22 protein-coding genes are annotated in these 26275 nt (G+C 69.3%); 12 read left to right on the top strand and 10 right to left on the bottom strand.

Features of this window, described 5'->3' with window-relative positions:
- The first annotated feature begins 23 nt into the window (after positions 1–23).
- On the top strand, positions 24–656 hold the full coding sequence (locus ACTMVF_RS01185; RefSeq protein ID WP_441269057.1) for an HAD family hydrolase: 633 nt from the start codon (positions 24–26) through the stop codon (positions 654–656).
- Between the two features lie 415 nt (positions 657–1071).
- On the top strand, positions 1072–2898 hold the full coding sequence (locus ACTMVF_RS01180) for a globin domain-containing protein (RefSeq protein WP_441269056.1): 1827 nt from the start codon (positions 1072–1074) through the stop codon (positions 2896–2898).
- Between the two features lie 34 nt (positions 2899–2932).
- Here ACTMVF_RS01180 and ACTMVF_RS01175 read toward each other — a convergent pair whose 3' ends face one another.
- From ACTMVF_RS01175 to ACTMVF_RS01155, 5 genes are all read right to left on the bottom strand, one after another.
- A complete protein-coding gene (locus ACTMVF_RS01175) occupies positions 2933–3415 on the bottom strand; it encodes an NUDIX domain-containing protein (protein ID WP_062707956.1) in 483 nt (160 codons plus the stop codon).
- Positions 3416–3503: 88 nt separating this feature from the next.
- Complete coding sequence (locus ACTMVF_RS01170; RefSeq protein WP_441269055.1) at positions 3504–4409, bottom strand: LysR family transcriptional regulator; 906 nt, start codon at positions 4407–4409, stop codon at positions 3504–3506.
- A 231-nt stretch (positions 4410–4640) separates the two neighbouring features.
- Positions 4641–5795: a cystathionine gamma-lyase gene (locus ACTMVF_RS01165; RefSeq protein ID WP_441269054.1), complete on the bottom strand. Its 1155-nt coding sequence runs from the start codon at positions 5793–5795 to the stop codon at positions 4641–4643.
- A complete protein-coding gene (locus ACTMVF_RS01160; protein WP_441269053.1) occupies positions 5792–6283 on the bottom strand; it encodes a low molecular weight protein-tyrosine-phosphatase in 492 nt (163 codons plus the stop codon). The genes ACTMVF_RS01165 and ACTMVF_RS01160 overlap by 4 nt, the downstream gene beginning before the upstream one ends.
- Positions 6284–6290: 7 nt before the next feature.
- The gene (locus tag ACTMVF_RS01155) at positions 6291–6668 is read right to left on the bottom strand and encodes a phage holin family protein (protein ID WP_441269052.1); all 378 of its coding nucleotides are present in this window, start codon (positions 6666–6668) and stop codon (positions 6291–6293) included.
- A gap of 60 nt (positions 6669–6728) precedes the next feature.
- Here ACTMVF_RS01155 and ACTMVF_RS01150 point away from each other — a divergent pair, with 60 nt between their 5' ends.
- The 4 genes from ACTMVF_RS01150 to ACTMVF_RS01135 all read left to right on the top strand — a co-directional run bounded on the left by ACTMVF_RS01150 (position 6729) and on the right by ACTMVF_RS01135 (position 9030).
- The gene (locus tag ACTMVF_RS01150) at positions 6729–7046 is read left to right on the top strand and encodes a cupin domain-containing protein (RefSeq protein WP_019755167.1); all 318 of its coding nucleotides are present in this window, start codon (positions 6729–6731) and stop codon (positions 7044–7046) included.
- Positions 7047–7206: 160 nt separating this feature from the next.
- Positions 7207–7419 carry a DUF5326 family protein gene (locus ACTMVF_RS01145; RefSeq protein ID WP_030048440.1) on the top strand — a complete coding sequence of 71 codons (213 nt, stop codon included), beginning with the start codon at positions 7207–7209 and terminating at the stop codon, positions 7417–7419.
- Between the two features lie 343 nt (positions 7420–7762).
- Positions 7763–8497, top strand: a complete 735-nt coding sequence (locus ACTMVF_RS01140; RefSeq protein ID WP_441269520.1) for an IclR family transcriptional regulator — start codon at positions 7763–7765, stop codon at positions 8495–8497.
- A gap of 95 nt (positions 8498–8592) precedes the next feature.
- Complete coding sequence (locus ACTMVF_RS01135; protein ID WP_062707976.1) at positions 8593–9030, top strand: SsgA family sporulation/cell division regulator; 438 nt, start codon at positions 8593–8595, stop codon at positions 9028–9030.
- A gap of 160 nt (positions 9031–9190) precedes the next feature.
- On the opposite strand, the gene ACTMVF_RS01130 is transcribed toward ACTMVF_RS01135, so the two are convergent.
- Complete coding sequence (locus ACTMVF_RS01130) at positions 9191–10789, bottom strand: YibE/F family protein (protein WP_441269051.1); 1599 nt, start codon at positions 10787–10789, stop codon at positions 9191–9193.
- A gap of 547 nt (positions 10790–11336) precedes the next feature.
- Here ACTMVF_RS01130 and thiC point away from each other — a divergent pair.
- Positions 11337–13121, top strand: coding sequence for a phosphomethylpyrimidine synthase ThiC (gene thiC / locus ACTMVF_RS01125; protein WP_441269050.1), 1785 nt, complete (start codon positions 11337–11339; stop codon positions 13119–13121).
- A 174-nt stretch (positions 13122–13295) separates the two neighbouring features.
- On the opposite strand, the gene ACTMVF_RS01120 is transcribed toward thiC, so the two are convergent.
- The 3 genes from ACTMVF_RS01120 to ACTMVF_RS01110 all read right to left on the bottom strand — a co-directional run bounded on the left by ACTMVF_RS01120 (position 13296) and on the right by ACTMVF_RS01110 (position 16790).
- Positions 13296–14165 (bottom strand): hypothetical protein, encoded by an 870-nt coding sequence (locus tag ACTMVF_RS01120; RefSeq protein WP_441269049.1) that lies wholly within the window; start codon positions 14163–14165, stop codon positions 13296–13298.
- A gap of 193 nt (positions 14166–14358) precedes the next feature.
- Positions 14359–15435 (bottom strand): metallophosphoesterase, encoded by a 1077-nt coding sequence (locus ACTMVF_RS01115; protein ID WP_441269048.1) that lies wholly within the window; start codon positions 15433–15435, stop codon positions 14359–14361.
- Positions 15436–15677: 242 nt separating this feature from the next.
- The gene (locus ACTMVF_RS01110) at positions 15678–16790 is read right to left on the bottom strand and encodes a LacI family DNA-binding transcriptional regulator (RefSeq protein WP_301999214.1); all 1113 of its coding nucleotides are present in this window, start codon (positions 16788–16790) and stop codon (positions 15678–15680) included.
- Positions 16791–17218: 428 nt separating this feature from the next.
- Between ACTMVF_RS01110 and hisC the strand changes: the two genes are divergently transcribed.
- On the top strand, positions 17219–18298 hold the full coding sequence (gene hisC, locus ACTMVF_RS01105) for a histidinol-phosphate transaminase (protein ID WP_441269047.1): 1080 nt from the start codon (positions 17219–17221) through the stop codon (positions 18296–18298).
- A 70-nt stretch (positions 18299–18368) separates the two neighbouring features.
- Here the strand turns inward: hisC and ACTMVF_RS01100 are convergent, their stop codons facing one another.
- Entirely contained in the window at positions 18369–18761 is a 393-nt protein-coding gene (locus tag ACTMVF_RS01100; protein ID WP_441269046.1) for a cyclophilin-like fold protein, read from the bottom strand.
- Positions 18762–18902: 141 nt separating this feature from the next.
- On the opposite strand from ACTMVF_RS01100, the gene ACTMVF_RS01095 reads away from it, so the two are divergent.
- From ACTMVF_RS01095 to ACTMVF_RS01080, 4 genes are all read left to right on the top strand, one after another.
- A complete protein-coding gene (locus ACTMVF_RS01095) occupies positions 18903–20411 on the top strand; it encodes a cytochrome ubiquinol oxidase subunit I (protein WP_441269045.1) in 1509 nt (502 codons plus the stop codon).
- Between the two features lie 20 nt (positions 20412–20431).
- On the top strand, positions 20432–21451 hold the full coding sequence (gene cydB / locus ACTMVF_RS01090; RefSeq protein ID WP_441269044.1) for a cytochrome d ubiquinol oxidase subunit II: 1020 nt from the start codon (positions 20432–20434) through the stop codon (positions 21449–21451).
- Between the two features lie 64 nt (positions 21452–21515).
- On the top strand, positions 21516–25025 hold the full coding sequence (gene cydD, locus ACTMVF_RS01085) for a thiol reductant ABC exporter subunit CydD (RefSeq protein ID WP_441269043.1): 3510 nt from the start codon (positions 21516–21518) through the stop codon (positions 25023–25025).
- A gap of 158 nt (positions 25026–25183) precedes the next feature.
- Positions 25184–26266 (top strand): M23 family metallopeptidase, encoded by a 1083-nt coding sequence (locus tag ACTMVF_RS01080; RefSeq protein WP_441269042.1) that lies wholly within the window; start codon positions 25184–25186, stop codon positions 26264–26266.
- Positions 26267–26275 lie beyond the last annotated feature (9 nt).

Here is a 26275-nt window from a genome sequence, read left to right as displayed (position 1 = left end):
ACATCCCATTAGCCTCATGGCCCATGGCGAGACTTCACCTCTTCGACCTCGACGGCACGCTTCTGCATGGAACTTCCGCCCCCGTCGAGATCTCGCGACAACTCGGGCTGGAAGCCGAGACCGTGGCGCTCGACCGGGAAATCTCGGCAGGGTTGATCGGGCCACCTGAGTATGCGGCGCGGGTGCACGCCCTCTGGGTGGATCTCGCCGAGGCTCATGTGGCGGCTGCTTTCGAGGGCGCTCCTTGGCTGGCCCGGATCCATGAGGTCTGGGCGGAGATCAGGGGACAGGGCGACTACTGCGCGGTCGTATCGCTCTCGCCCTCCTTCTTCGTGGAACGGCTGACGGGCTGGGGCGCGCACGCGGCGTACGGCTCCCGCTTTCCAGCCGTGCCGTTCACCGAGCCCGTCGACCCGGCCGGAGTTCTCAGTGCCGCGGCCAAGGTCCTTATCGCCGACCGGCTCTGTGAGGAGTTCGGGGTGACGCGGGCCGATTGCGTCGCTTATGGCGACTCGCTGTCGGACAAGGACCTGTTCGGTGCTGTCCCGGTCTCCGTCGCCGTCAACGCCGACAGCCATCTGGCCGGCCTCGCGACGCACTCTTATATGGGGATGGATCTGTGGGAAGCCTATGAATTGGTGCGCAGTAGCCGGTAATTGAAGGAATTAGTCGTTCGCTGCCTCACCCAATTCGTGTGGGAGGCAGGGGGGACTTGTGATCGGGGCATCGGCCGGTAGGGTCGACTCCGGTTCGTGTCCGAGCTGTGATGCAGACTCCCAGCGCGGACCAAGCGCAAGGCAATGCAGCCTAACGGGACGGAGAGATCGAAGACCCGCATTCACGGGTATGCGGCCGGAGCGCCCACGCGCGGTGGGATGCTGCGGTGAGAGCACTGCGGCCAATGTCACACTCTCGCCCTACTTGTCCGCACCGAGTGTGCATACGGGTTGAATATGGCCGTATTGGTCACGGCAACGAACAGGGAAAAGCAAGCCGTCGCGGGGGAAGCAGGCACATCCCGACCGAGGAAGTGCGCAGACCGACCGAAAGATGTTCGAGGCGAGGCACACCATGGACGCTCCGACCACCACGTCGGCCGACAACGGCACTTCCGGCGGCGGGGGCGGCTGGTTCACTCCGCGCAAGCAGCCGACGACGACTCCGGGCAGCGAACAGGAGACGGCCGACGGCCGCCGCCTGGCCGCGATGCGCCCGGTCGGAAGGACGGCGACGGGCGACGACCCGTCCCTGTCGGCCCAGGACGGCACACAGCCTGCCACGGAGGTCGGCCCGGCAGCGCCCACCCCCACCCCCGCAGACGCCGGTCCCGGAACACCGGACCCCGCCTCACACCTGGCCCCGGAACAAACGTCCCCCGGGGCCGGATACGGCACCGGCGAACCCGGCCGGGCATCGAACGCCTCCGCTGACCCGACCTGGAGCCCCGGGCCCAGCTCTGCCGACGCCTACCACGCGGGCCACGGCACACTGTCCCCGGAGCGAGAGGCGTCGACCGCGATATCGACGCCCGGCATGCCTGCCCCGGGTCACCTACCGCCCGCGTCCCCGCTGTCGACGCCTGCTGCCGCGCCCGCTCCTGCTCCCGCCTCGGCCAGAACTCAAGCGCCGGCTGCACCTGCCCCCACCCCAAGCCAAGCGCCACCTGCCCCCGCGGCCGCCCAGTCCACCGCCGCCCACCCGGGGATATCAGGCCCCAGCCCCATATCCCCGCCCTCGCCCCAACTGCGCGTGCCCACCCAGCGCCCGGCCCCGGCCCAACCCGCCTCCCCGGACGCCGTCCTGATCCGCCGGACGATGGCCGAGGTCGCCCCCGTGGCCGACAAGGTCACCTCGTACTTCTACGCGCTGCTCTTCGTACGCCACCCCGACCTGCGCTCTCTGTTCCCGGCCGCGATGGACACCCAGCGCGACCGGCTGCTCAAGGCGCTGCTCACCGCAGCCGAGCACATCGACAACACGCCCGTCCTCGTCGAGTATCTGCAGAACCTCGGCCGCGGCCACCGCAAGTACGGCACCCGCGCCGAGCATTACCCGGCCGTCGGCGAGTGCCTCATCGGCGCGCTGCACAAGTACGCCGCCGGCGTCTGGGATGCGGAGACGGAGGCCGCCTGGGTGCGGGCGTACACGACGATCTCGCAGGTCATGATCGACGCGGCGGCCGCGGACGAACTTCGCGCCCCCGCTTGGTGGTACGCGGAGGTCGTGTCGCACGACCTCAGGACGTCGGACATCGCCGTCGTCACCGTCCGCCCCGACCAGCCCTACCCCTTCCTCGCCGGGCAGTACACGAGCCTGGAGACGCCTTGGTGGCCGCGGATCTGGCGGCACTATTCCTTCGCCTCCGCGCCCCGCTCCGACGGCCTGCTGACGTTCCATGTGAAGGCCGTGCCCGCGGGCTGGGTCTCCAACGCGCTGGTGCACCGAGCCCGGCCTGGGGACATCATCCGGCTCGGCCCGCCGACCGGTTCGATGACCGTGGACCACACCACCGACAGCGGTCTGCTCTGCGTGGGCGGAGGCACCGGCATAGCGCCCATCAAGGCACTCGTCGAGGACGTCGCCGAGCACGGCGAACGGCGGCCGGTAGAGGTCTTCTACGGCGCCCGTACCAACCAGGACCTGTACGACATCGACACGATGCTCCGGCTTCAGCAGTCCCACCCCTGGCTGGCGGTCCGCCCCGTCGTGGACCGTCACGGACTGCTCCAGCTTCCCGATGCCATACGCGAGTACGGCCCCTGGACCGAGTACGACGCCTATGTCTCCGGACCGCCTGGCATGATCCGCAGCGGTGTGGATGCGCTCAGGGACATAGGCATTCCGTCCGAGCGCATACGCCATGACTCGGTGGAGGAACTCGTCGCCACGGGGGACTGAGGACCGTCGCCACAGCCGAGTCCGGCCGTAGGTATCAGCCCAGGTCGGGGGCGTGCATGGCGCGGACGCCCTCGATGTTCCCGTCCAGGTAGTGCCGTAGTGACAGCGGCACGAGATGGACGGAGGCGATCCCGACCCGGGTGAACGGCACCCGCACGATCTCGTACTCGCCGACCGGCTCGTCCACCTCGGGCCCGTGCCGCAAGGACGTGTCCATCGACTCCAGGCGGCAGACGAAGAAGTGCTGCACCTTCACACCGGTCGCGCCGCCGTCCTCGCCTATGTGCTCGACGGTGTCGACGAAGCAGGGCACCACGTCGATGATCTTGGCGCCGAGCTCCTCGTACACCTCGCGGTGCAGGGCTTCGACGACAGTCGTGTCCGTCGGCTCGACCCCTCCACCGGGAGTGAGCCAGTAGGGATCCAGACCAGGCTTGGTGCGCTTGATCAGGATCAGATCGTCGCCGTCCAGGAGAACGGCGCGTGCGGTGCGCTTGACCACGGGTCGGACGGTCATGGGAGAAATGTGGCCCGGCTGGTTCCACGTGAAACATCGCAAGACGTCACCGGTCGAGCTCACGGTGTGATGGGCCTGAATGCCCTGCTCAGGCCCAGTCGGAAGCCGCGTGCAGCAACCACTCGTGGGCCCGAGCGATGTGCGGCATCGCCAGCGTGCCGGTGCGGACCACCAGGAAGTACGTCCGCAGTGGCGGCACCGGCGGATCGTGCAGGGCGACGACGTCGCCGCGCTCCAGGGCGTCCGCGCACAGATAGCGGGGCAATACCGCCAGCCCTGCCCCCGCGGCCGCACAGGCGAGGACCGCGCGTAGGTCCGGGACGATCACGGTGCCCGGAGCGGCGGGCCGGGAGTCGTAGACCGAAGCCCAGTAGCGGGAGACGAAGGGCAGGGACTCATGCACCTCCACCACGGGGATCTCCTCCAGCGCGTGTGCTCCCTTGAGGCGCAGCGTCCCCGAGCCGATCCGGTCGGCCCAGCGGGGAGCGGCGACGAGGACGTGCTCCTCGTCGCAGAGCGGAGCCGCCGTGAGCAGAGCGCCACGCGGACGGGCCGTACAGATGGCCAGATCGTGATGCCCGGCGGCCAGCCCTTCGAGGGTCTCCTCGGCATTGCCGAAGGACGTGCGCAGGGCGAAGCCTTGGCCGTCTTCGCCGGTCAGCTCGGTGAGGGCGGGCAGTGCCCGCTCGGCGGTGAACTCAGGAGGGCCGGCGAGGTGCAGGGTGCGTAAGGAGGACTCGTCGTCCAGACCCGTCTCGGCGATCTCCACCAAGGCGTCGAGGTGCGGTGCCGCCTTGTGGGCGAGTTCGTCTCCGATGGTCGTCGGGGTCACACCGCGGGCCTGCCGCAGGAACAGGGGGCGGCCCAACTGTCGTTCCAGGGTGCGTATCTGGGAGGTCACGGCCGGCTGTGACAGCCCGAGCAGTGCGGCGGCACGGGTGAAGGAGCCGGCCCGGTGCACCGTCACAAAAGTGCGTAACAAGGCCAGATCCATGCCACATCCTCCCCTTCCCCGCCCTTCTCCCCACCCCCAGAGCAGGGCCCAACTATAAATAAGTCGATAGGTCGCTGTCGCTACTGTGATTGGACACTGACAGAGAGTCAACTAGCCTTGTTCGCGCGGTTCTTCGCGCGCAGAACCGAGGACGGTCCGAGCCACGAGGGGGGAGGTTCGGACCGTCCGTTCTACGTAGCCGGACGCCGACAGCCGCAGGGGCGAACCCGATCACTCCGCCGATTCGTCCAGCGCACGCAGCACATCGGCCACCAGATCCTCGGGATCCTCCGCACCGACCGACATACGAATGAAGCCCTCCGGTACGGCGTCGCCGCCCCAGCGTCCGCGCCGCTCGGCCGTGGATCGCACCCCGCCGAAGCTGGTCGCGTCGTCGACCAGCCGCAGGGTGTCGAGAAAGCGCTCGGCACGCGCGCGCGTGGGCAGCGTGAAGGACACCACGCACCCGTAAGCTCGCATCTGCTGCGAGGCGATCTTGTGAGAGGCATCGCCGGGCAGCCCCGGATAACGCACCCCGAGCTCCTCCGGCCAGTTCTGCAGCGCCTCGGCGACCGCCAGGGCATTGGCGTTCTGCCGCTCCACCCGCAGCTGGAGCGTGGCGAGGGAACGGTGCGCGAGCCAGGCCTCCATGGGCCCCGGAATCGCCCCGACGATCTTGCGCCAGCGCCGTACGGCGGCCATGGCAGCGGCGTCGCGGCCGGTGACGTATCCCAGCAGGACGTCGCCATGCCCTGTCAGCTGCTTGGTGCCGCTGGCCAGGGAGAAGTCGGCACCGAGTTCCAGTGGCCGCTGCCCGAGCGGCGTCGCGAGCGTGTTGTCGACGGCGACGAGTGCGCCACGCGCGTGTGCCGCTTCGACGAGTCGCCGGATGTCGCACACGTCGAGGCCGGGATTCGAGGGGCTCTCGATCCACAGCAGCTTCGCGCCCTCCAGGACGCCGAGCTGTGCGTCCCCGCCGGTCGGCGCCGTGCGCACCTCGATGCCGTACGCCTCCAGCTGCGCCCGTGCCAGGGACAGCGCCTGGTAGCCGTCGCTGGGCAGGACGACCGCGTCCCCGGCGCGCAACTGGGAGAAGAGCACCGACGAGGTGGCGGCCATGCCCGACGCGAAGACCAGCGTCTCGACACCGTCCTCCCCCGGCGCCTCCAGCTCGCCGATGGCGCGCTCCAGGTGGGTCCAGGTCGGGTTCTCGTCGCGGCCGTAGGTGTACGGTCCCGTGGGCTCGCCCGGCAGGTGGTAGTGGGCGGCGAACACCGGACCCGGCAGGGTCGGCTCGTACTTGACCGGCTCGGGCAGCCCGGCCCGCACCGCGCGCGTGCCGTCTCCGCCCCCGGAGGGCCGTCCCTGAGGACCCGTAGCGCTCATGCCGCCTCCCCCTCCACCTGCTCGCGGACCGCCGCGAGGAGGCCTGCGCTTGCCGCCTCCACCATCTCGATGCACTCCTCGAAGCCGTCCCGGCCCCCGTAGTACGGGTCGGGTACATCGAGGTCCTCGCCCGCGGCGGGGTCATAAGAACGCAGCAGCCGCACCTTCGCCGCGTCCTCCGGCGAGGGCGCGAGGCGGCGCAGCGCCTTGAGGTGCCCGGTGTCGAGCGCGACGACGAGGTCGAGACGGGCGAACCACGACTGCTGGAACTGCCGGGCGGTGTGGCCGCCGTCGTAGCCGTGCTCCTCGAGGACGGAGACGGTGCGCGGGTCGGCGGGGTCACCCTCGTGCCAACCGCCGGTGCCGGCGCTGTCGACCTCGACCAGCCCGTCGAGCCCGGCTTCCGCAATGCGGGCGCGGAAGACGGACTCGGCCATCGGGGAGCGGCAGATGTTGCCGGTGCACACGAAGCAGACGCGGTAGGTCATCGGATGCTCAGTCCCCGTCGGGCAGGACGACGTTGAGCGCCCAGGAGACGATCGAGATGATCAGGCCGCCGAGCACGGCGGTCCAGAAGCCCTCGACATGGAAGCTCAGGTCGAGCTTGTCGGCGAGCCATGAGGTCAGCAGCAGCATGAGCGCGTTGACGACCAGCGTGAACAGGCCGAGCGTCAGGATGAGCAGCGGGAGGCTCAGGAGCTTGACTATCGGCTTGACCAGGAAGTTCACCACACCGAAGATCAGCGCGACGACGATCAGGGTGCCGATCTTCTTGCCCGTGCTGTCACCGGTGAGAGTGATCTTGTCGAGCAGCCACACAGCGACCGCCAGGGCCCCCGCGTTGGCGATCGTCTTGACTACGAAATTCTTCATGTGTCTGATCGTGGCAGACGAAATCGGCCACGGGCACTGTGACAAGGGCGGACGACAGCGATGAAGGCATTCCGGCTGGACGAACTGGAGGCGGAGCGCGCCGCCAATGAGGGCGCCTACCTGCAGTTTCTGCGGGAGCGGAACATGTCGGTCGGTCTGTATGCCCTCAACGCGGGCGAGCACGATCCACAGAAGCCGCACAACCAGGACGAGGTCTACTTCGTTGTGAGCGGGCGCGCCCAGATCACCGTCGGCATGGAGACCACACAGGTGGCGCGCGGCAGCGTGGTGTACGTGCCGGCCGGGGTCGCCCACAAGTTCCACCACATCAGCGAGGACCTGCGGGTGCTCGTGGTGTTCTCTCCGCCAGAAAGCTGACCTTTGGCCTCGGGGTTCCCTAGGGGATCGATCAGGGGAGGACAAGGGCTGCGAGGCCCCCGCCGAGACACCTGCCCGCCTAGCATCGAGTGCAGGGAATCAGCAGATTCGAAGGATCGGACCCGGCACTGTGACGGGCGGAGAGGTAAGGACGAGGGCGATGCGTGAGATCTTCGCAGGACTGCCGTGGTGGGTGAAGTGGATCGCGGTGCCTGTCATCGCCCTGGTCGTGTTCGGCGGGTTGATAGCCAGCGTCGTCGGGTTCGTCATCGGGCTGCTCTTCAAGGTGCTGGTCTTCGTGGCACTGGTCGGTGGACTGATCTACGTCGTACGGAAGTTCACGTCGAGCTCGTCGTCGCGCAGCGACTGGTGAGGGCCGGCAGCGGCTGATGAGGGCCGTGGGGACGGGGAGGCGGTAACAGGAATCACCGGTTCCCTCGGGCGAGGGAAGTTTTCCGGGCAGAGCGTCTGCGAGCGGTGGCGGACGAATAGAGTCCGGAAATCGTCGCGGGGACGCCCCCGCGAGCGGCGTGCACCCCCTCCCGTGTTCCCCCGCACGGGCTCCCCCCTCGCGCCTTTGGGAGTGACCCTTGGCCACGGTTGACACCGCACCCTCAGAACCCCACGCACCCCTCGGACGGTCGCGCTCCTCCGAACCCAAGGTACCGAGGCAGGCCTCCCCGACATCCCCCGAGCAGCCGCACTCCGCGACGCTCATCGGATCCGTCCAGCGCGCGATGCGCCTGCTGGAATGCGTCGCCGAGCACGAATACGGAGCTCCCGCGAAGCAGCTCGCCCGCGAGACGGGCCTGGCGCTGCCCACCGCGTACCACCTGTTGCGGACCCTGGTCCACGAGGGCTATCTGCGCCGAGACAAGGGCCTGTTCTTCCTCGGCGAGGCGGCGGTTCGGCTGGGCAGCAGCGGAGCCCAGCAGAAACGTCGCAGCACGGTCGCCGAAGCACTCGCCCAATGGCGTGATGCCATCGGTGTCCCCGTTTACTACGCCCAGTACCGCGACGGCGAGATCGAGGTCATGTGCGTTTCCGACACGCCGGGCAATCCGGCGGTCGAGGAATGGGCCGACTTCCGTGAGACCGGCCACGCGCACGCCATCGGTCAGTGCCTGCTGTCCCAGCTGGACGAGGACGCCCGCCGCGATCACCTCGACCGCCATCCTGTGCAGTCCATCACCCCGTACACGGTGCGCGACAGCCGCACGCTGCTGCGACGCCTCGAACGGACGCGTCGGATGGAGCCGGTGACCGAGCGTCAGGAGTACGCGCTGGGCACGGTGTGCGCGGCGATTCCGATCACGGTGGGCACCACGGCCGCGACGATGGCCATTTCCCTGCCTGCTCATCAGGCCGACCGGCTGCTGTCGGCGGCACGGCAGCTGCAGGACGAGGTGGGGCGGCTCCTCGGGTCGCTGGCAATCTCTATCAGTATCTGAAAACTCACTCCTTGTGATCTCTCGTGTACGTTCAGCAAGATTCCACAGTGTCGGGTCCGTTCCCGGCCAGTCGAAGGCAAACGACGGGGTAGGCGATGCGCGAGTCCGTACAGGCAGAGGTCATGATGAGCTTTCTCGTGTCCGAGGAGCTGTCCTTCCGCATCCCGGTGGAGCTGCGCTACGAGACCTGTGATCCCTATGCCGTACGGCTGACCTTCCACCTGCCCGGTGATGCCCCCGTGACCTGGGCATTCGGCCGTGAGCTGCTAGTCGATGGGGTGGGCAGACCGTGCGGGGAGGGAGATGTGCGGGTCTCACCGGCCGGCTCCGAGACGCTGGGCGACGTCCTGATCCGGCTTCAGGTCGGTGCCGACCAGGCGCTGTTCCGCTCCTCGGTGGCGCCCCTCGTGGCCTTCCTCGACCGCACCGACAAGCTGGTGCCGCTCGGGCAGGAGGGCGCGCTCGCCGACTTCGACGCCCACCTCGACGAGGCCCTGGACCGCATCCTGGCGGAGGAGCAGAGCGCGGGCTGAAGCTACGGCAGCGAGGGAGTGGCGTAACGCTTCGCCGGGGCGCTGAGGGGGCGCTCAGGGAGCTGCCGGGGCGCGCGGGAACGCTTCTTCTCGCGGGTGTGCACCGTGTTCCGTCGGGTGGGCGGGGCCGCCGACTGGGCGGGATCGGCGGCCGTGTCCGTCACCGCTTCCGGCGTCGCCCTCGCCCGCCCCGCCCTGGAGGCGACTGCCCCGGAGCTGACTGCCCCGAAGGCCGTCCGGGCCCCGACTGCCCGCCCGTCGGCACCGGCTGGGCACCCGCAGCCACCGTCCCCTTCTCCGGCCGGTCGGCCGAGACCACCAGGGCCGCGAGAGCCGTGGTGACCGGCACCGACGCGACCAGTCCGATGGAGCCCACCAGTGTGCGCACGATCTCCTCCGCCACCAACTCACTGTTGGCGACCGTGCCGACGCTGCTCTGCGCGATCGAGAAGAGCAGCAGCAACGGCAGCGCGGCGCCGGCGTAGGCGAGGACCAGTGTGTTGACAACGGACGCGATGTGGTCGCGGCCGATCCGGATACCCGCGCGGTACAGCCCGCGCCAGCCCATCGTCGGGTTGGCCTCGTGCAGCTCCCAGACCGCGGACGTCTGGGTGACCGTCACATCGTCGAGGACACCGAGCGAACCGATGATGACGCCGGCGAGCAGCAGACCGCTCATGTCGATGGACGGGTACAACCCGTGGATCAGACCGGTGTTGTCGTCCGTGTTGCCGGTGAGCGCGGCCCAGTCGATGAACCCCGAGCCCAGAAGGCCGATCAGCAGCAGCGAAAGCAGTGTGCCCAGCACGGCCACGGATGTACGGGCCGACAGGCCATGGCACATGTAGAGCGCGATCAGCATGATCGCGCTCGCCCCCACGACCGCCACGACCAGCGGGTTCGAGCCCTGCAGGATCGCCGGGAGGATGAAGAAGGTCAGCACCATGAAGCTGATGGCCAGCGCGACCAGCGCCATGACTCCGCGCATCCGGCCCACCAGCACGACGGCGAGCGCGAAGATACCGGCGAGCAGCGCCATCGGGACCCTGCGGTTCACATCGGTGACCGAGTACTGCAGGTCCTTGGGTGCGGAGGGCTCATAGGCGACCACGACGTCCTGGCCCTCGTGCAGCTGGCGTGACTGGTCGGGCTGCACGATCTCCGTGAAAGTGCGGCCCTTGTCCTTGCCGGTGTCGACGCGGATCGTCGCCTTCTTGCAGGTTCCGCTCTCCTGCTGCACGGCGGAGGAACCCTCGGCAGTGGAGGTGTCGCCGGTCGGGGGCACTCCCGAGGCGCCGACGTCCTTGCAGCTGACCTCGACCACCTTGGTGACCGTGGCATTCTGCGTCTGCCGGTCGAAGCCGACCCCCGTGCGCTCGTGCGGCGGGGCACCGCCCGGCCACAGCACAGCGAGCCCCACGACCACCGCCGCGGCGAAGGGGATCAGGATCGCCGCGATGACCTTACGCAGGTGCCGGGAGACGGGCGCCGCGGGACCGTGGGCGTGACTGTGGGAGTGGGCATGCCAGCCATCACCGTCGCCGCTGTTACCGCCGTTACCGCCGCCACGGGATCCGCCGGATCCGGCCCCGTGCCCATGGCCACCACCGGAGTCGTGACCGTCACCCGGACCGGGCCCCTGCCCCGGTGAGCCGCCGGAACCGGGACCCTGATCATGCAGCCCACCAGAACCGGGACCGCGCAGGCCGCCGGATCCGGGCCCACGCCCATGCCCACCGCCGCCCCCTCTCCCGTGCATCCCACTGGCCTCGGTTCGGTGCACATGTTCACCGCCGCTCCCGCTCCCATGCCCCTGCATCCCACCGGCCCCAGTCCCGTGTTCGTGCCAGCCGTCGGAACCAGCCGCTGGATCGCCATGGCCGCCTTCGGGGCCAGGCCCGTACCCACCGTCGTATCTGCCTGCGGCAACCCCCGAACCCCGCCCGTCTGTACGGCCGTTCGCCCGCGTGGGGCCGTTTGCGGGGCCGTTTCCGAAGCCGGAGCCGCGGGGCGGCTCGGGCGGTGGGTACGGAGGCTCATGCGTCGTGGTCACCGACCGATCATCGCAAGAACGACCGGGGCCCTCTGTTCACCGCGCCCGAATTGACGCTAGCGTGGAGCCACCTTTGTACACGCGGGAGCTCGGAGCACCGGGCTGAGAGGGCGCTGACCTCCGTCCCTGCGATGTTTCACGTGGAACATCATCCGAAGAGAGTGACGTTCCCCACGAAACGTCGGCAGACGGAAGCCGCTGCGTCGACCGCCGAACCTGTTACCGGGTAATGCCGGCGTAGGGAGTAGGTCTCATGACCATCAAGGACGCGCGCACGCCTGCCTCCGTTCAGGACGACAAGTCCGAGGAGGCCGGGAAGTCCATCGGCTGGCACAAGGCGTACATCGAGGGCTCACGCCCCGATCTGCGGGTGCCAGTCCGCCAGGTGCACCTCACCAACGGGCAGTCGGTCACGCTGTACGACACATCGGGCCCGTACACCGATCCACTCGCCGACACCGACGTCCGCAGGGGGCTGCCCCCGCTGCGCGAGAACTGGATCATCGGCCGCGGCGACACGGAGGAGTACGCGGGCCGTCCCGTCCGCCCGGAGGACGACGGGATCAAGCACACCTCGCCGCGCGGCGGCCTGCGCAACCTCGACGCGGTCTTCCCCGGACGGCCGCGCCAGCCGCGTCGGAGCCGTGACGGCGGAGCGGTCACGCAGCTCGCCTATGCACGCCGCGGCGAGATCACGCCCGAGATGGAGTACGTGGCCATCCGGGAGAACGTTTCTCCGGAAGTGGTCCGCGAGGAGATCGCGGCAGGCCGGGCCGTGCTGCCCGCCAACGTCAACCACCCGGAGATCGAGCCGATGATCATCGGCAAGCGGTTCCTGGTGAAGGTCAACGCCAACATCGGCAACTCCGCGGTCACCTCGTCCATCGAGGAGGAGGTGGAGAAGATGACCTGGGCGACCCGCTGGGGCGCCGACACGGTCATGGACCTGTCGACCGGTCGCAACATCCACACCACGCGCGAGTGGGTGCTGCGCAACTCCCCCGTGCCGATCGGCACCGTGCCGCTCTACCAGGCGCTGGAGAAGGTCGACGGCAGGGCCGAAGAACTGACCTGGGAGATCTACAAGGACACGGTCATCGAACAGGCCGAGCAGGGCGTGGACTACATGACGGTCCACGCGGGCGTGCGCCTGCCGTACGTACCCCTCACCGCCAACCGCAAGACCGGCATCGTCTCCCGCGGCGGCTCGATCATGGCGGCGTGGTGCCTGGCGCACCACAAGGAGAGCTTCCTGTACGAGAACTTCGAGGAGCTCTGCGAGATTCTCGCGGCCTACGACGTCACGTACTCGCTGGGCGACGGCCTCCGGCCGGGCTCGATCGCGGACGCCAACGACGAGGCGCAGTTCGCGGAGTTGAAGACGCTCGGGGAACTCAACCGGATCGCGAAGCGTTTCAACGTACAGACCATGATCGAGGGCCCGGGACATGTCCCGATGCACAAGATCAAGGAGAACATCGACCTGCAGCAGGAGATCTGTGATGAAGCTCCGTTCTATACGCTCGGCCCGCTGACGACCGACGTCGCGCCGGCGTACGACCACATCACCTCCGGCATCGGTGCCGCGATGATCGCCTGGTGGGGCACGGCCATGCTCTGCTACGTCACGCCCAAGGAGCACCTGGGCCTGCCCAACCGTGACGACGTCAAGACCGGCGTCATCACCTACAAGATCGCCGCTCATGCGGCCGATCTCGCCAAGGGGCACCCCGGTGCACAGGAGTGGGACGACGCGCTGTCCGACGCCCGCTTCGAGTTCCGGTGGGAGGACCAGTTCAACCTGGCTCTCGACCCGGACACCGCACGGGAGTTCCACGACGAGACCCTGCCGGCCGAGCCCGCCAAGACGGCCCACTTCTGCTCCATGTGCGGGCCGAAGTTCTGCTCGATGAAGATCTCCCAGGACATCCGCCGCCAACACGGCGGGTCCCAGGAGGAGATCGAGGAGGGCATGGCTCAGAAGTCGAAGGAGTTCGCGGCGACAGGCAACCGGGTGTACCTGCCGATGGCGGACTGACCTCGACGTCCTGACCCAGGGCGCCATGCCCCGGCGCCTGGCGTGCTGTCCCGCTGTCGGGCGTGCTGCCAGGCGCCCGGCTTTGCGCCTCCCCGAGGAGGTCTCCCGGGGCTCCGTCGTGGAGGAGGGGCCCCTGGCGAGGGCTCTCCTACGGCGGGGGCGCAAGCCGGGGTGCTACTCCGGCTGGTGTTCCGGCCCTCCGAAGTCCGGGCTCGTGTAGTCCGGGCTGGAGAAGCTCGGCCGGGAGCCCCGGGAGCCACCGTCGTCCGGGCTGCTGAAACCCGGGCGGTCGTATCCGAGGTTCGGGATACGGCCGGCCGGTGTCGACGGTGGTGTGCGGTGCAGTGCCGATGCCGTGCCGGGGTCGGCGAGCGCCTCCCGCAGGAAGGGCAGGATGCCGCGCTCCAGGAGGGCCTCGCGCCAGGCTTCCCTGGCTCGGGCCACCTCCTCGCTCAGTTCGCCGTACGGACCGCCGTCGAATGCCGGCCGGTTGCGCAGGGCGGTGAGCAGGAGTCCGACTGCGGCGACCAGGATCGCGGCCGCCGCCACGGCGCCGAACACCCATCCGGTGGTCAGCATCGTCTGCGCGAAGGCCGGTTCGGGGTCGAGCATCTTCAGGATGTAGCCGACGAGCAGGAAGATCGCCGCGGCGGTGCCGGCGAGGACGGGTGCCAGAACGGCGACCACGGCGACCACGCCGGGGCCGGCGGTCTCGGCGACTTCTCCCATGGTGGTGGCGAGCCCCATCGCACCCGTGCCCGGCTCGGTGGAGCTGGACTCTCGGCTGGACGACGGGGTGGACGGCGCCGGCTGGCGCAGTTCCTCGCGGACCTTCACATAGTGCTGGTACTCGGTCGCCGCGGCCGCCGTGATGAGTGCGGTGGCGTTGAGCGCCATGGTGCGCAGCTGTTCGGAGTTGAGCCGCTGTCCGACAGCGGACAGTTCCGGGCGGTGTGGTGCGGAGCGCAGCGCCTCATCGAGGATCCGCTCGTACTCTTGGCGGTCCTCGCTGTGCAGGTGCTGCGGAACGCTGTTCATGTGCATCCCCCGATGCTCCGTAGGGCTTGGGGCTCGCATGCCAACGAGCCGTCGGGCAGAAACGGAGGGGAGCCTGCTACGGATAAGCCGATGGTAGAGCGGTGACGGCACACGGTGACAGGGGGTTTGACAAAATTGGGCCCTGGCCTGCGCCGTCTTCCGTCACTGCGCCATGGGGGGACGTCTGCCCGGTGAACGTTCAGATATCCAGGGGAAGTTGCTGGACCAGCAGCTTCCCGGCCATGGTCACGCCGCCGTCCATCGCGATCGCGAGGCGGTCGGCGTAGACGTGCGGTCCCTCGATCACGGGCCCGGCGCTGTCCTCGCCCTCCTCGGAGCCGACCTCGCCCAGCAGGTACGGAATGGGGCTGTGGCCGTGAACGATGCGGGTGCCGCCGTACGTATCGAGCAGGGAACGGACATGGTCGGCGCCGCCCTCGTCGCGGAAGGAGAACCGCTTGGTGAACTTGCGGAACAGGTCCCAGACTTCGTCGGCGTCGTTGCGCGTGAGCGTCTCGCGGACGGTGTCGTTGACCGCCTCGATCGAGTCGCCGTAGTCGAGATAGGCGGTGGTGTCCGAGTGGACGAGCAGATGGCCGTCGACCTGCTCCATGGCGTCCAGCCGGGACATCCACTGCAGGTGGTGGTCCTGGAGACGGTCCATGTCGGTCTTCTGGCCGCCGTTGAGCAGCCAGGCGGCCTGGAAGGTGGCGGTGCCCGCGCCGGAGTTGACGGGGGTGTCGCCGAAGCGCTTGGCGCCGATCAGCAGCAGCTCGTGGTTGCCCATCAGGGCCTTGCAGTAGCCGCCGGCCGCGGCCGCCTCCGCCGACAGCCGCATCACGAGGTCGATGACGCCGATGCCGTCGGGGCCGCGGTCGGTGAAGTCGCCGAGGAACCACAGCCGGGCGGTGCCCGCGCACCAGTTACCCGCCGAGTCGATGAGGCCCTTCTCCTGGAGAGCGGCGACCAACTCGTCGAGATAGCCGTGCACGTCGCCGACGACGAACAGCGGACCCGGACTGTCCGCCGACTGCGGAGCCGGCACGGATGCGGGGTCGATGGTCACCTGAAGGGTGTCACCGCGGTTGATCACGGGCAGGTCGCGCTCCGTGGGCGTGTAGCCCTCCGGATAGGCCTCGTCGAGGGGCGGGGCGACGTCGCCCGGGTGCGTGCTGTGGACGTACGGACCGGTCTCGTGGACGTAAGCGGGCACTCGGAAGTCGCGCAACGTCGCCGTCCGCTCCATCTCGGGTCCCTGACCGGCCCCCTGAGTCATCAGACCCCTCCACCATCGCGCCGCAGCTGCACCGCATCGGACTGCCTGGTCGCAGCGGCCCGCGGGTGTCGTGGGCCCATCATAGGAATGCCGATCGCGCCATGTGATGACCCAGGGGTGGTGAATCGGAGCAGGACTCCTGTTCACCGCGGCATTCGCCCCGATTGGGCATGGCTTCGGCCGCCCGATGACCGCGCTTTCTTTCGCTCCTCGACCTGCTTGTGCCCTCCCCCGACCTGCTCCTACCGCTCCTCGGGCGACCGAGGCGGGCTGACCGTCGTACGCGGCGGACGTCGCTGGGACGAGGTACGCACGATCAGTTCGGTCGGTATCACCTGCTCGACCGGCCGGTCCGACTCGACCCCCTCGATGGCGTCGATGAGGAGCTGGACCACGGCCGTGCCGATGCGACGGGGCTTGAGGGAGAGCGTGGTGACGGGCGGCTCGGTGTTGGCGTACACCGTGGACTCGCTGCAGCAGACCAGAAGCAGGTCGTCAGGTACGCGCATGCCGTAGCGGCGGGCGGCGGCGAGCAGGTCGGTGCCGTTCGGGTCGAACAGGCCGTAGACGGCGTCGGGGCGGTCGGGGCGGGCGAGCAGCCGGTCGGCGGCCACGGCGCCCGCGCACGGGTCGTGCGCCGGGTAGGCCTCGTACACCGGATCCTGGCCGACCCGCTCGCACCAGCGCAGATAGGCGGTGGTCGACAGGTGGGTGTACGTGTCCGTCGTGGTGCCCGTGAGCAGCCCGATCCGGCGGGCGCCCGCGTCGGCCAGGTGGTCGAGGATGCCGAGTACGGCGGCCTCGTGGTCGTTGTCGACCCAGGCGGTGACCGGGAGCGAACCGGCCGGGCGGCCGTCGGAGACGACCGGCAGACCCTGCCTGACCAGCTCGCTGACGACCGGGTCCTGGTCGGACGGGTCGATGACGACCGTGCCGTCGAGGGCGACATTCGACCAGACGTCGTGGCGTGAGGTCGCGGGGAGGATCACCAGGGCGTAGCCGCGGGCGAGCGCGGCCGAGGTGGCCGCGCGGGCCATCTCGGCGAAGTACGCGAACTCCGTGAAGGTGAAAGGTTCATCCCCGTATGTCGTCACGGTCAGGCCGATGAGTCCTGACTTGCCGGTACGGAGTGTCCGGGCGGCGGCCGAGGGCCGGTAGCCCAGCCGGTCGGCGACCTCGCGGACATGCCGTCGGGTGGCGTCCGGAAGCCGGCCCTTGCCGTTGAGGGCGTCGGAGACGGTCGTGATGGAGACTCCGGCAGCGGCGGCCACGTCTCTGATGCCGGCCCGGCCGGGTCGACTGCCTCGGCGTGAGGTTTCCGCGCGGCTCACCTGGTGCTTCCCTGCTGCTGTCATGGCGAGCCGATAGTAGGGCTCATGCGGTGGGGTAGTGCGGACGCATATGCACGCGTTGACAGGCACGTTTCTGCAAGGTCATTGAGCGTCAAGCGCCTTGGAAGGTAAGGGAGTTGAACGATCCAATGGTAAGACCTGACTTGTCGGCGCGCATGGGCCTGCCAAGTGCCCGATGTTTCGAAGAGGTCTCAACTCACCTTCACGGGGGATGCGCGCCACGGCGCGAGCCACCGGCGCGTAGATATATGTGTGACGCGCCCCCCAATTCGTACAACTTCGTACGACGATGCCCGTGATGCAGGTGTGACGGAAGGTGGGCCGCACTCGAGGCGTCACACCTGTACGCATCGGCGCTGAATCCTCATAAGGTGAGGAGTATTGGAGCCGGCGGTGGTGATGGGCCGCCGGTGGTCGCGAGGAGGACTGCGGTGAGCGAGACGAGCCCCAAGCTGCGCGCCGAGCTGGAGGGGATCCCGACCTACAAGCCCGGCAAGCCCGCCGCGGCCGGTGGTCCGGTGGCCTACAAGCTGTCCTCCAACGAGAACCCCTATCCGCCGCTGCCCGGCGTGCTGGAGACCGTGACGTCCGCCGTCTCGTCCTTCAACCGCTACCCGGACATGATGTGCACGGCGCTGATGAACGAGCTGTCCGAGCGCTTCGGCGTCCCGGCCTCCCACCTGGCCACCGGCACCGGCTCGGTCGGCGTCGCCCAGCAGCTGCTGCAGGCCACCTCCGGACCCGGCGACGAGGTCATCTATGCCTGGCGGTCCTTCGAGGCGTACCCGATCATCACGCAGATCAGTGGTGCCACGTCCGTGAAGGTGCCGCTGACCCCGGGTGATGTGCACGACCTGGACGCGATGGCCGCCGCCATCACCGACCGAACCAGGCTGATTTTCGTCTGCAACCCCAACAACCCGACGGGCACGGTCGTGAAGCGGGCCGAGCTGGAGCGGTTCCTGGACCGGGTGCCCGGCGATGTGCTGGTCGTGCTCGACGAGGCGTACCGCGAGTTCATTCGCGACCCCGAGGTGCCGGACGGTGTGGAGATCTACCGTGAGCGGCCGAACGTCTGTGTCCTGCGGACGTTTTCCAAGGCGTACGGCCTCGCCGGTCTCCGCGTCGGCTTCGCGATCGCCCATGAGCCGGTCGCGGCGGCGCTGCGCAAGACGGCCGTGCCCTTCGGGGTGAGCCAGCTCGCGCAGGACGCGGCCATCGCCTCGCTGCGCGCGGAGGACGAACTGCTCGGCCGGGTGGGCTCGTTGGTGTGCGAGCGCAACCGCGTGGTCGAGGGGCTGCGTGCCCAGGGCTGGACGGTGCCCGAGACCCAGGCCAACTTCGTGTGGCTGCGGCTGGGGGAGCGCACGGTCGACTTCGCGGCGGCGTGTGAGCAGCACGGCGTGGTGGTCCGACCGTTCCCGGGCGAGGGTGTGCGGGTCACGGTCGGGGAGGCCGAGGCGAACGACATCTTCCTGAAGGTGGCGGAAGGGTTCCGCAAGGAGCTGTAGGGCTCCGCAAGCAGGCAAGAAGCTTTAGGGCCCCGCGAGGAGGCATGAAGCTTAGGGCTCCGCAAGCGGGTCAGGCGTCCACGATTTCCACGCGCACGGGGTCGCCGCCGCGGACGGTCGCCAGCAGACGGGGGTCGCCGTCTATGCGGGCGAGGATGTTGCACGGGCTCGCGAGGCGGCACTCGTCGCCTTGCGAGATCGGCGTGGGTCCGTAGGGGAGGGCGAGCGCGTCGCCGTCCGTCCAGAAGGCGACCGTGCCCGGTTCGACGACCTGCCGGGCGTTGGTTTCACGTGGAACGGCGACGCCCGTGTCGAAGTAGACCTCTTCGCCCCAGGTGCGGGCGGTGGAGACGAGGGGTAGGGCCTTGGCAAGCGCCTGCGTGGTCGGGGTGTCGTCGAGCGCCGCGGTGAGGTGTCCCGCGGGCCAGGAGATCCGTATCCGTAGTGGTGTCTGTGTCTGCATGCAGGCGATTCAACAATATGTTGAAGTCCGAGCCAAGAGGTTGACCCTAATGAGGGACCCCCCTCGGGGGCCGGAAAGTGGGTGCTGCATAATTGCTTGTGAATGTGAACGCTTTCACAAGCGTAGGTAAGGAGCGGCGACGTGGACCTGGCTTTGGCGCCGGAGACTCTGGCGCGCTGGCAGTTCGGTATCACCACCGTCTACCACTTTCTGTTCGTCCCCCTGACGATCTCGCTGGCCGCCCTGACGGCCGGGCTGCAGACCGCCTGGGTGCGCACGGAGAAGGAGAAGTACCTCAGAGCGACGAAGTTCTGGGGCAAGCTCTTCCTGATCAACATCGCGATGGGTGTGGTCACCGGCATCGTGCAGGAGTTCCAGTTCGGCATGAACTGGTCCGACTACTCCCGCTTCGTCGGTGACGTCTTCGGCGCTCCGCTCGCCTTCGAGGCTCTGATCGCCTTCTTCTTCGAGTCCACCTTCATCGGCCTGTGGATCTTCGGCTGGGACAAGCTGCCGAAGAAGATCCACCTGGCCTGTATGTGGATGGTCTCCATCGGCACGATCCTGTCGGCGTACTTCATCCTCGCGGCCAACTCGTGGATGCAGCACCCGGTCGGCTACCGGATCAACGAGGCGAAGGGACGGGCCGAGCTCACCGACTTCTGGCTCGTGCTGACCCAGAACACCGCGCTTGCGCAGGCCTTCCACACCCTGTCGGCGGCCTTCCTCACGGGCGGGGCGTTCATGGTCGGCATCTCCGCCTTCCACCTGCTGCGCAAGAAGCACATCCGCGAGATGAAGACCTCGCTGCGGCTCGGCCTGGTCACCGTCGTCATAGGCGGCATGCTCACCGCGATCAGCGGCGACGTCCTCGGCAAGATCATGTACGAGCAGCAGCCGATGAAGATGGCCGCGGCCGAAGCACTGTGGGACGGCGAGGAGCCGGCGCCCTTCTCGGTGTTCGCCGTCGGTGACGTCGACAAGGGCCACAACAAGGTCGCCATCGAGATTCCGGGCCTGCTGTCCTTCCTGGCCAAGGACGACTTCACCTCGTACGTCCCCGGTATCAACGACGTCAACAAGGCCGAGCAGGAGAAGTACGGTCCCGGCGACTACCGGCCCAACATCCCCGTCGCCTACTGGGGCTTCCGCTGGATGATCGGCTTCGGCATGGCGTCGTTCACCATCGGTCTGATCGGGCTCTGGCTGACCCGCAAGAAGTTCATGCTGCCGCAGCACCTGAGGGTCGGGGACAACGAGGTGCCGCATCTGGTGCTGCTCCCGAAGAAGGCGCTCGGCCCGAAGCTGACGAAGTGGTACTGGCGCATCGCGATCTGGACCCTGGCCTTCCCGCTGATCGCCAACTCCTGGGGCTGGATCTTCACCGAGATGGGCCGCCAGCCGTGGGTCGTCTACGGCGTCCTGCGCACCCGTGACGCGGTCTCCCCCAGCGTCTCCCAGGGCGAGGTCATCACCTCGATGATCGTCTTCACCACGCTCTACGCCATCCTCGCCGTCGTCGAGGTCAAGCTGCTGGCGAAGTACATCAAGGCCGGCCCGCCCGAGCTGACGGAGGCCGACCTGAACCCGCCCACGAAGATCGGCGGCGACTCCCGTGACGCCGACAAGCCGATGGCCTTCTCGTACTAGGCCGAGGGAGCTGCACAGTCATGGAACTTCACGACGTCTGGTTCGTCCTGATCGCCGTCCTGTGGATCGGCTACTTCTTCCTGGAGGGCTTCGACTTCGGGGTCGGCGTCCTCACCAAGCTGCTGGCCCGGAACCGGCCCGAGCGGCGGGTGCTGATCAACACCATCGGCCCCGTCTGGGACGGCAACGAGGTATGGCTGCTCTCGGCCGGCGGTGCGACCTTCGCCGCCTTCCCCGAGTGGTACGCCACGCTCTTCTCGGGCTTCTATCTGCCGCTGTTGCTCATCCTGGTCAGCCTGATCGTCCGAGGTGTCGCCTTCGAGTACCGGGCCAAGCGGCCCGAGGAGAACTGGCAGCGCAACTGGGAGCACGCGATCTTCTGGTGCTCGCTGATCCCGGCGTTCCTGTGGGGTGTGGCCTTCGGCAACATCGTGCGGGGCGTGAAGCTCGACCAGGGTCATGAGTACGTCGGCACCGTCCTGGACCTGCTCAACCCGTATGCGCTGCTCGGTGGTCTGGTCACGCTGACGCTGTTCACCTTCCACGGGGCGGTGTTCACCGCACTCAAGACCGTCGGGGAGATCCGGGAGCGGGCGCGGACTCTGGCCCTGTGGGTCGGTCTCGTCGCCGCTGGGCTGGCGCTGCTCTTCCTGCTCTGGACGCAGGTTGAGAACGGCGACGGGCAGAGCCTGGTCGCTCTTATGGTGGCCGTGGCCGCGCTGGTGGCGGCATTGGTGGCGAACCAGGCCGGGCGCGAGGGATGGTCGTTCGCCTTCTCCGGTGTGACCATCGTGGCCGCCGTGGCGATGCTCTTCCTGACGCTCTTCCCGAACGTCATGCCGTCCTCGCTCAATGACGAGTGGAGCCTCACGGTCACCAACGCCTCGTCGAGCCCATACACCCTGAAGATCATGACCTGGTGTGCGGTGATCGCCACGCCGATCGTCATGCTCTACCAGGGCTGGACCTACTGGGTGTTCCGCAAGCGGATCGGCACGCAGCACATCGCCGCGGATGCCGCTGCGGGGGCCACGCACTGAGTCCGATGCGGGCGGGGTGGTTCACGATGTTTCACGTGAAACACCCCGCCCTGGACCGAAGGGCATGTTTCACGTGAAACCGATCGATCCGCGTCTTCTCCGATACGCCCGCACCACTCGCCTCTTCCTGATCGCGGTCGTCGGCCTGGGTGCCGTCGGTGCGGTGCTGGTCATCGCGCAGGCGATGCTCATCGCCGAGGCGGTGGTAGGTGCGTTCGAGCACGGGATGTCCGCCGCTGAACTGCGCACTCCCCTGCTGTTGTTGGCGGCTGTCGCGGTCGGCCGTGCGGTCGTCGCGTGGCTCACCGAGCTCGCCGCTCACCGTGCGAGCGCGGCGGTGAAGTCGGAGCTACGGGGGCGGCTGCTGGAGCGGTCGGCTGAGCTGGGGCCCGGCTGGCTGAGCGGACAGCGAACCGGCTCGCTCGTCTCCCTCGCCACGCGAGGTGTCGATGCCCTCGATGACTACTTCTCCCGCTATCTACCGCAGTTGGGGCTCGCGGTGGTCGTGCCCGTGGCCGTGCTGGCCCGGATTGTGACCGAGGACTGGGTCTCGGCGGCGATCATCGTCGGCACCCTGCCGCTGATTCCGATCTTCATGATGTTGATCGGCTGGGCCACGCAGTCCCGGATGGACCGTCAGTGGCGGCTACTGTCCCGGTTGTCCGGGCACTTCCTGGACGTCGTCGCCGGGCTGCCGACCCTGAAGGTGTTCGGGCGGGCCAAGGCGCAGGCCGAGTCGATCCGGCACATCACCGGCGAGTACCGCAGGGCGACCATGCGGACCCTGCGGATCGCCTTCATCTCCTCCTTCGCGCTGGAGCTGCTCTCGACGCTCTCGGTGGCCCTGGTCGCGGTGACGATCGGCATGCGGCTCGTCCATGGTGAGATGCATCTGTACGACGGCCTGGTCGTCCTTGTGCTGGCGCCCGAGGCCTACCTCCCGCTGCGTCAGGTGGGCGCGCAGTACCACGCGGCGGCCGAGGGCCTGGCTGCGGCCGAGGAGATCTTCGAGGTGCTGGAGACTCCGGTGCCGGCCTCGGGGACCGCCGCGGTGCCGACGGGGACGGTGTCGTTCGAGGGCGTCTCCGTCCGCTACCGCGGACGGTCCACCGACGCCGTGTCGGACGTGTCTCTCGCCGTCGAACCCGGAGAGACGGTCGCGCTCGTCGGGCCGAGCGGCGCGGGCAAGTCGACACTGCTGAACGTGCTGCTTGGATTCGTGCGGCCGGCCGAGGGGCGGGTACTGGTCGGGGGAGTCGATCTCGCCGAACTCGATCTGCGGGAATGGCGCTCACACATTGCCTGGGTGCCGCAGCGGCCGCATCTGTATGCCGGGACGATCGCTGAGAACGTACGGCTGGCGCGTCCCGACGCGGACGATGCCGCCGTGCGGCGTGCGCTGGGGGACGCCGGGGCGTTGGAGTTCGTGGACGCGCTGCCCCAGGGCGTCGACACCGTGCTCGGTGAGGACGGGACCGGGCTGTCCGCAGGGCAGCGGCAGCGGCTCGCGCTGGCCCGGGCGTTCCTCGCGGACCGGCCCGTACTGCTGCTCGACGAGCCGACGGCCGCGCTCGACGGGGCCACCGAGGCCGAGGTCGTGGAGGCCGTGCGAAGGCTGGCGGTGGGGCGGACGGTGCTGCTCGTGGTGCATCGGCCGGCGCTGCTGGGCGTGGCGGACCGGGTGGTGCGGCTCGCGGAAGCCGTGGCCCCTGTGCAGGCAGAGGCCTCGCCCAGGGCGTCTGTCGTCCGTCCGATCGAGCAGGAAGCGCACGGCGGTTCCCCTTCGGACGATGCCGAGACCGGGCCCCTCGCGGCGGCGGACGCACGGGGTGTCCTTGCCCGGGTCCGCGCCATGTCCGGTCCCCGGCGCGGTCGCCTCGCCCTCGCGCTGCTGCTCGGGAGCCTCGCGCTCGGCAGTGCCGTCGGGCTCATGGCGACCTCTGGATGGCTCATCTCGCGGGCCTCGCAGCAGCCGCCCGTGCTGTACCTGATGGTGGCCGTGACGGCGACGCGGGCCTTCGGCATCGGACGGGCCGTGTTCCGGTACGCCGAGCGGCTGGTGTCGCACGACGCGGTGCTGCGGATGCTGGCCGACACTCGGGTCGCCGTCTACCGGCGGCTGGAGCGGCTCGCTCCCGCCGGGCTGCGTCGCACGCGCCGGGGCGATCTGCTGTCGCGGCTCGTCGCCGACGTGGACGCATTGCAGGACTACTGGCTGCGGTGGCTGTTGCCCGCGGCCGCGGCGACCATGGTGTCCGCCGGGGCCGTCGGCTTCACCGCGTGGCTGCTGCCCGAGGCCGGTGCCGTGCTCGCGGTGGGGCTCCTGGCGGCCGGGGCGGGTGTCCCGCTCGTCACGGGTGCCGTCGCCCGCCGTGCCGAGCGCAGGCTGGCGCCTGCCCGCGGAGTGCTCGCGACACGTGTGGCGGATCTGCTCACCGGCACCGCGGAGCTCACCGTCGCCGGCGCCCTGCCCAGCCGTACGGCCGAAGCGCGGCGGGCCGACGGGGTTCTCACCCGGATCGCCTCGCGGGCCGCCACCGCCACCGCGCTCGGCGACGGACTCATCGCGCTGATCTCCGGGCTCACCGTCGCCGCCACCGCCCTCGTGGGCGCCCAGGCGGTCGCCGACGGGCGGCTGGGCGGCGTGACGATGGCCGTGGTCGTCCTGACCCCCCTGGCTGCCTTCGAGGCCGTCCTGGGGTTGCCGCTCGCCGTGCAGTACCGGCAGCGGGTGCGCAAGAGCGCGGAGCGCGTGTACGAGGTGCTGGACGCCCCTGAGCCCGTGCGGGAGCCGGTACGGCCCCGGCAGGCGCCCGCGTCGCCCTTCCCGGTCGCCGTCCGAGGCCTGACCGCCCGGCACGTGGGGCAGGACAGGGACGCGCTCGCCGGCCTCGATCTGACCCTGGACGAGGGGCGCCGGATCGCGGTGGTCGGCCCGTCCGGGTCCGGTAAGACGACGCTAGCGCAGGTGCTGCTGCGCTTCCTGGACGCGGACGCGGGTTCGTACACGCTGGGCGGCGTGGACGCGTACGCGCTGGACGGTGACGACGTACGGCGGCTCGTCGGCCTGTGTGCGCAGGACGCGCACCTCTTCGACAGCTCCGTGCGCGAGAACCTGCTCCTCGCCAAGAAGGACGCCACCGAGGCCGAACTGCGCGACGCCCTCGAGCGCGCCCGGTTGCTCGACTGGGCCGACAGCCTGCCCGACGGGCTGGACACGCTCGTGGGCGAGCACGGGACGCGGCTGTCGGGCGGGCAGCGGCAGCGGCTCGCGCTGGCCCGTGCACTGCTCGCCGACTTCCCCGTCCTCGTGCTCGACGAGCCTGCCGAGCACCTCGACCTGCCTACCGCCGACGCCCTCACCGCCGATCTGCTGGCCGCCACCGAGGGCCGTACGACCCTGCTCATCACCCATCGACTGGCTGGTCTGGAAGCGGTGGACGAGGTGGTCGTCCTGGGCGAGGGGCGTGTGGTGCAGCGGGGCACGTTCGCGGAGCTGGCGGCTGCGGACGGGCTGCTGCGGGGGATGGTGGAGCGGGAAGGGGAGGCGGATTCGTTGGTGGGGGCGCCGTAGCGCGCGACCGGCCCGTGGCCGTGGGTGACCGCTGTCCGGTGGGGACCGCTCGTCGACACCCGCGTCAACAGCCGTACTGACCCGTCCGCAGCAACAAGTCCCCCAGGCGTACGACCCGAACAGGACCCGGCCCCGGTCCGCGGGCCAGGATCGCTGACATGCGCTCATATCGCCGCAAATGTCTGCTCGTTCCGGCGCTGCTGTGCGCGCTCGCCCTCCTCGTGGCCCCGGCCGCCGGTGCCTCCGGTGACGGGAAGGACACCCCCGCCCGCGACGGCGGGGGAATCGGCGGTGCCTTGGGCCTCGGTGCGCAGGTGGCGCGGTTGTACGAGGACGCGGCTCTGGCGACGCAGCGGTACGAGGCGGGGCGGCAGAAGGCCGAGGCGCAGCGGGGGAAGGCACAGCGGATCGAGGCGCTGCTCGAACGCGAGCGGCGGCAGATCGGCATCCTGCACGAGGACCTGGGCCGGATCGCGCGCGCCCAGTACCGCAGCAGCGGCGGGATGCCGCTCACCGCGCAGTTGATCCTCGCCAAGAGTCCGGATCAGCTGATGCGCGGTCAGCACGTCTTCTCGCAGACGAACCTGGCAGTCAACAACGCCATCGAGAAGAACCGTCGCGCCGAGGCCCGGCTGGCCGCGGACGAGGCGAGGGCCGAGGCGGCCTGGCAGGCCCTGGACAAGCGCAACGCCGAGCTCGCCGATCTCAAGAAGGCCATCGAGCAGAAGCTCGAAGCGGCGCGGTGGCAGTTGCAGGGGCAGGCCGACGCCTCCGTGGCCGCCGGCTCCTGCGCCGGTGCCGTGCGGCTCGACCAACCGCAGACGGACTTCCCGACCGAGTGGGTCGCGCCGGTGGAGTCGTACGAGCTGTCCGCGGCGTTCGGCAGCGGCGGGTCGCGGTGGGCGAACCGGCACACCGGGCAGGACTTCGCGGTGCCGATCGGTACGCCAGTGCGGGCGGTCGGGGACGGGCGCGTGGTCAGGGTGTCGTGTGGGGGCGCCTTCGGCATGGAGATCGTCGTCCGGCACGCGGACGGCTACTACACGCAGTACGCCCACCTGGCCTCCGCCGCCGTCGACCAGGGCGAGCGCGTGGACACCGGGCAGTGGATCGGCCAGACGGGCACGACCGGCAACTCCACCGGTCCCCACCTGCACTTCGAGGTACGGGTCACCGCGGAGATGGGCTCGGCGGTGGATCCGGTGCCATGGCTGGCGGCGCGGGCGGTGCAGGTGGAGTAAGGGGGCGGC

Origin of the sequence: Streptomyces sp. SD31 (assembly GCF_052068475.1) — a bacterium.
In the GTDB taxonomy this organism is placed as follows: domain Bacteria; phylum Actinomycetota; class Actinomycetes; order Streptomycetales; family Streptomycetaceae; genus Streptomyces.
This window is presented reverse-complemented; position numbering and strand designations above follow the sequence as displayed.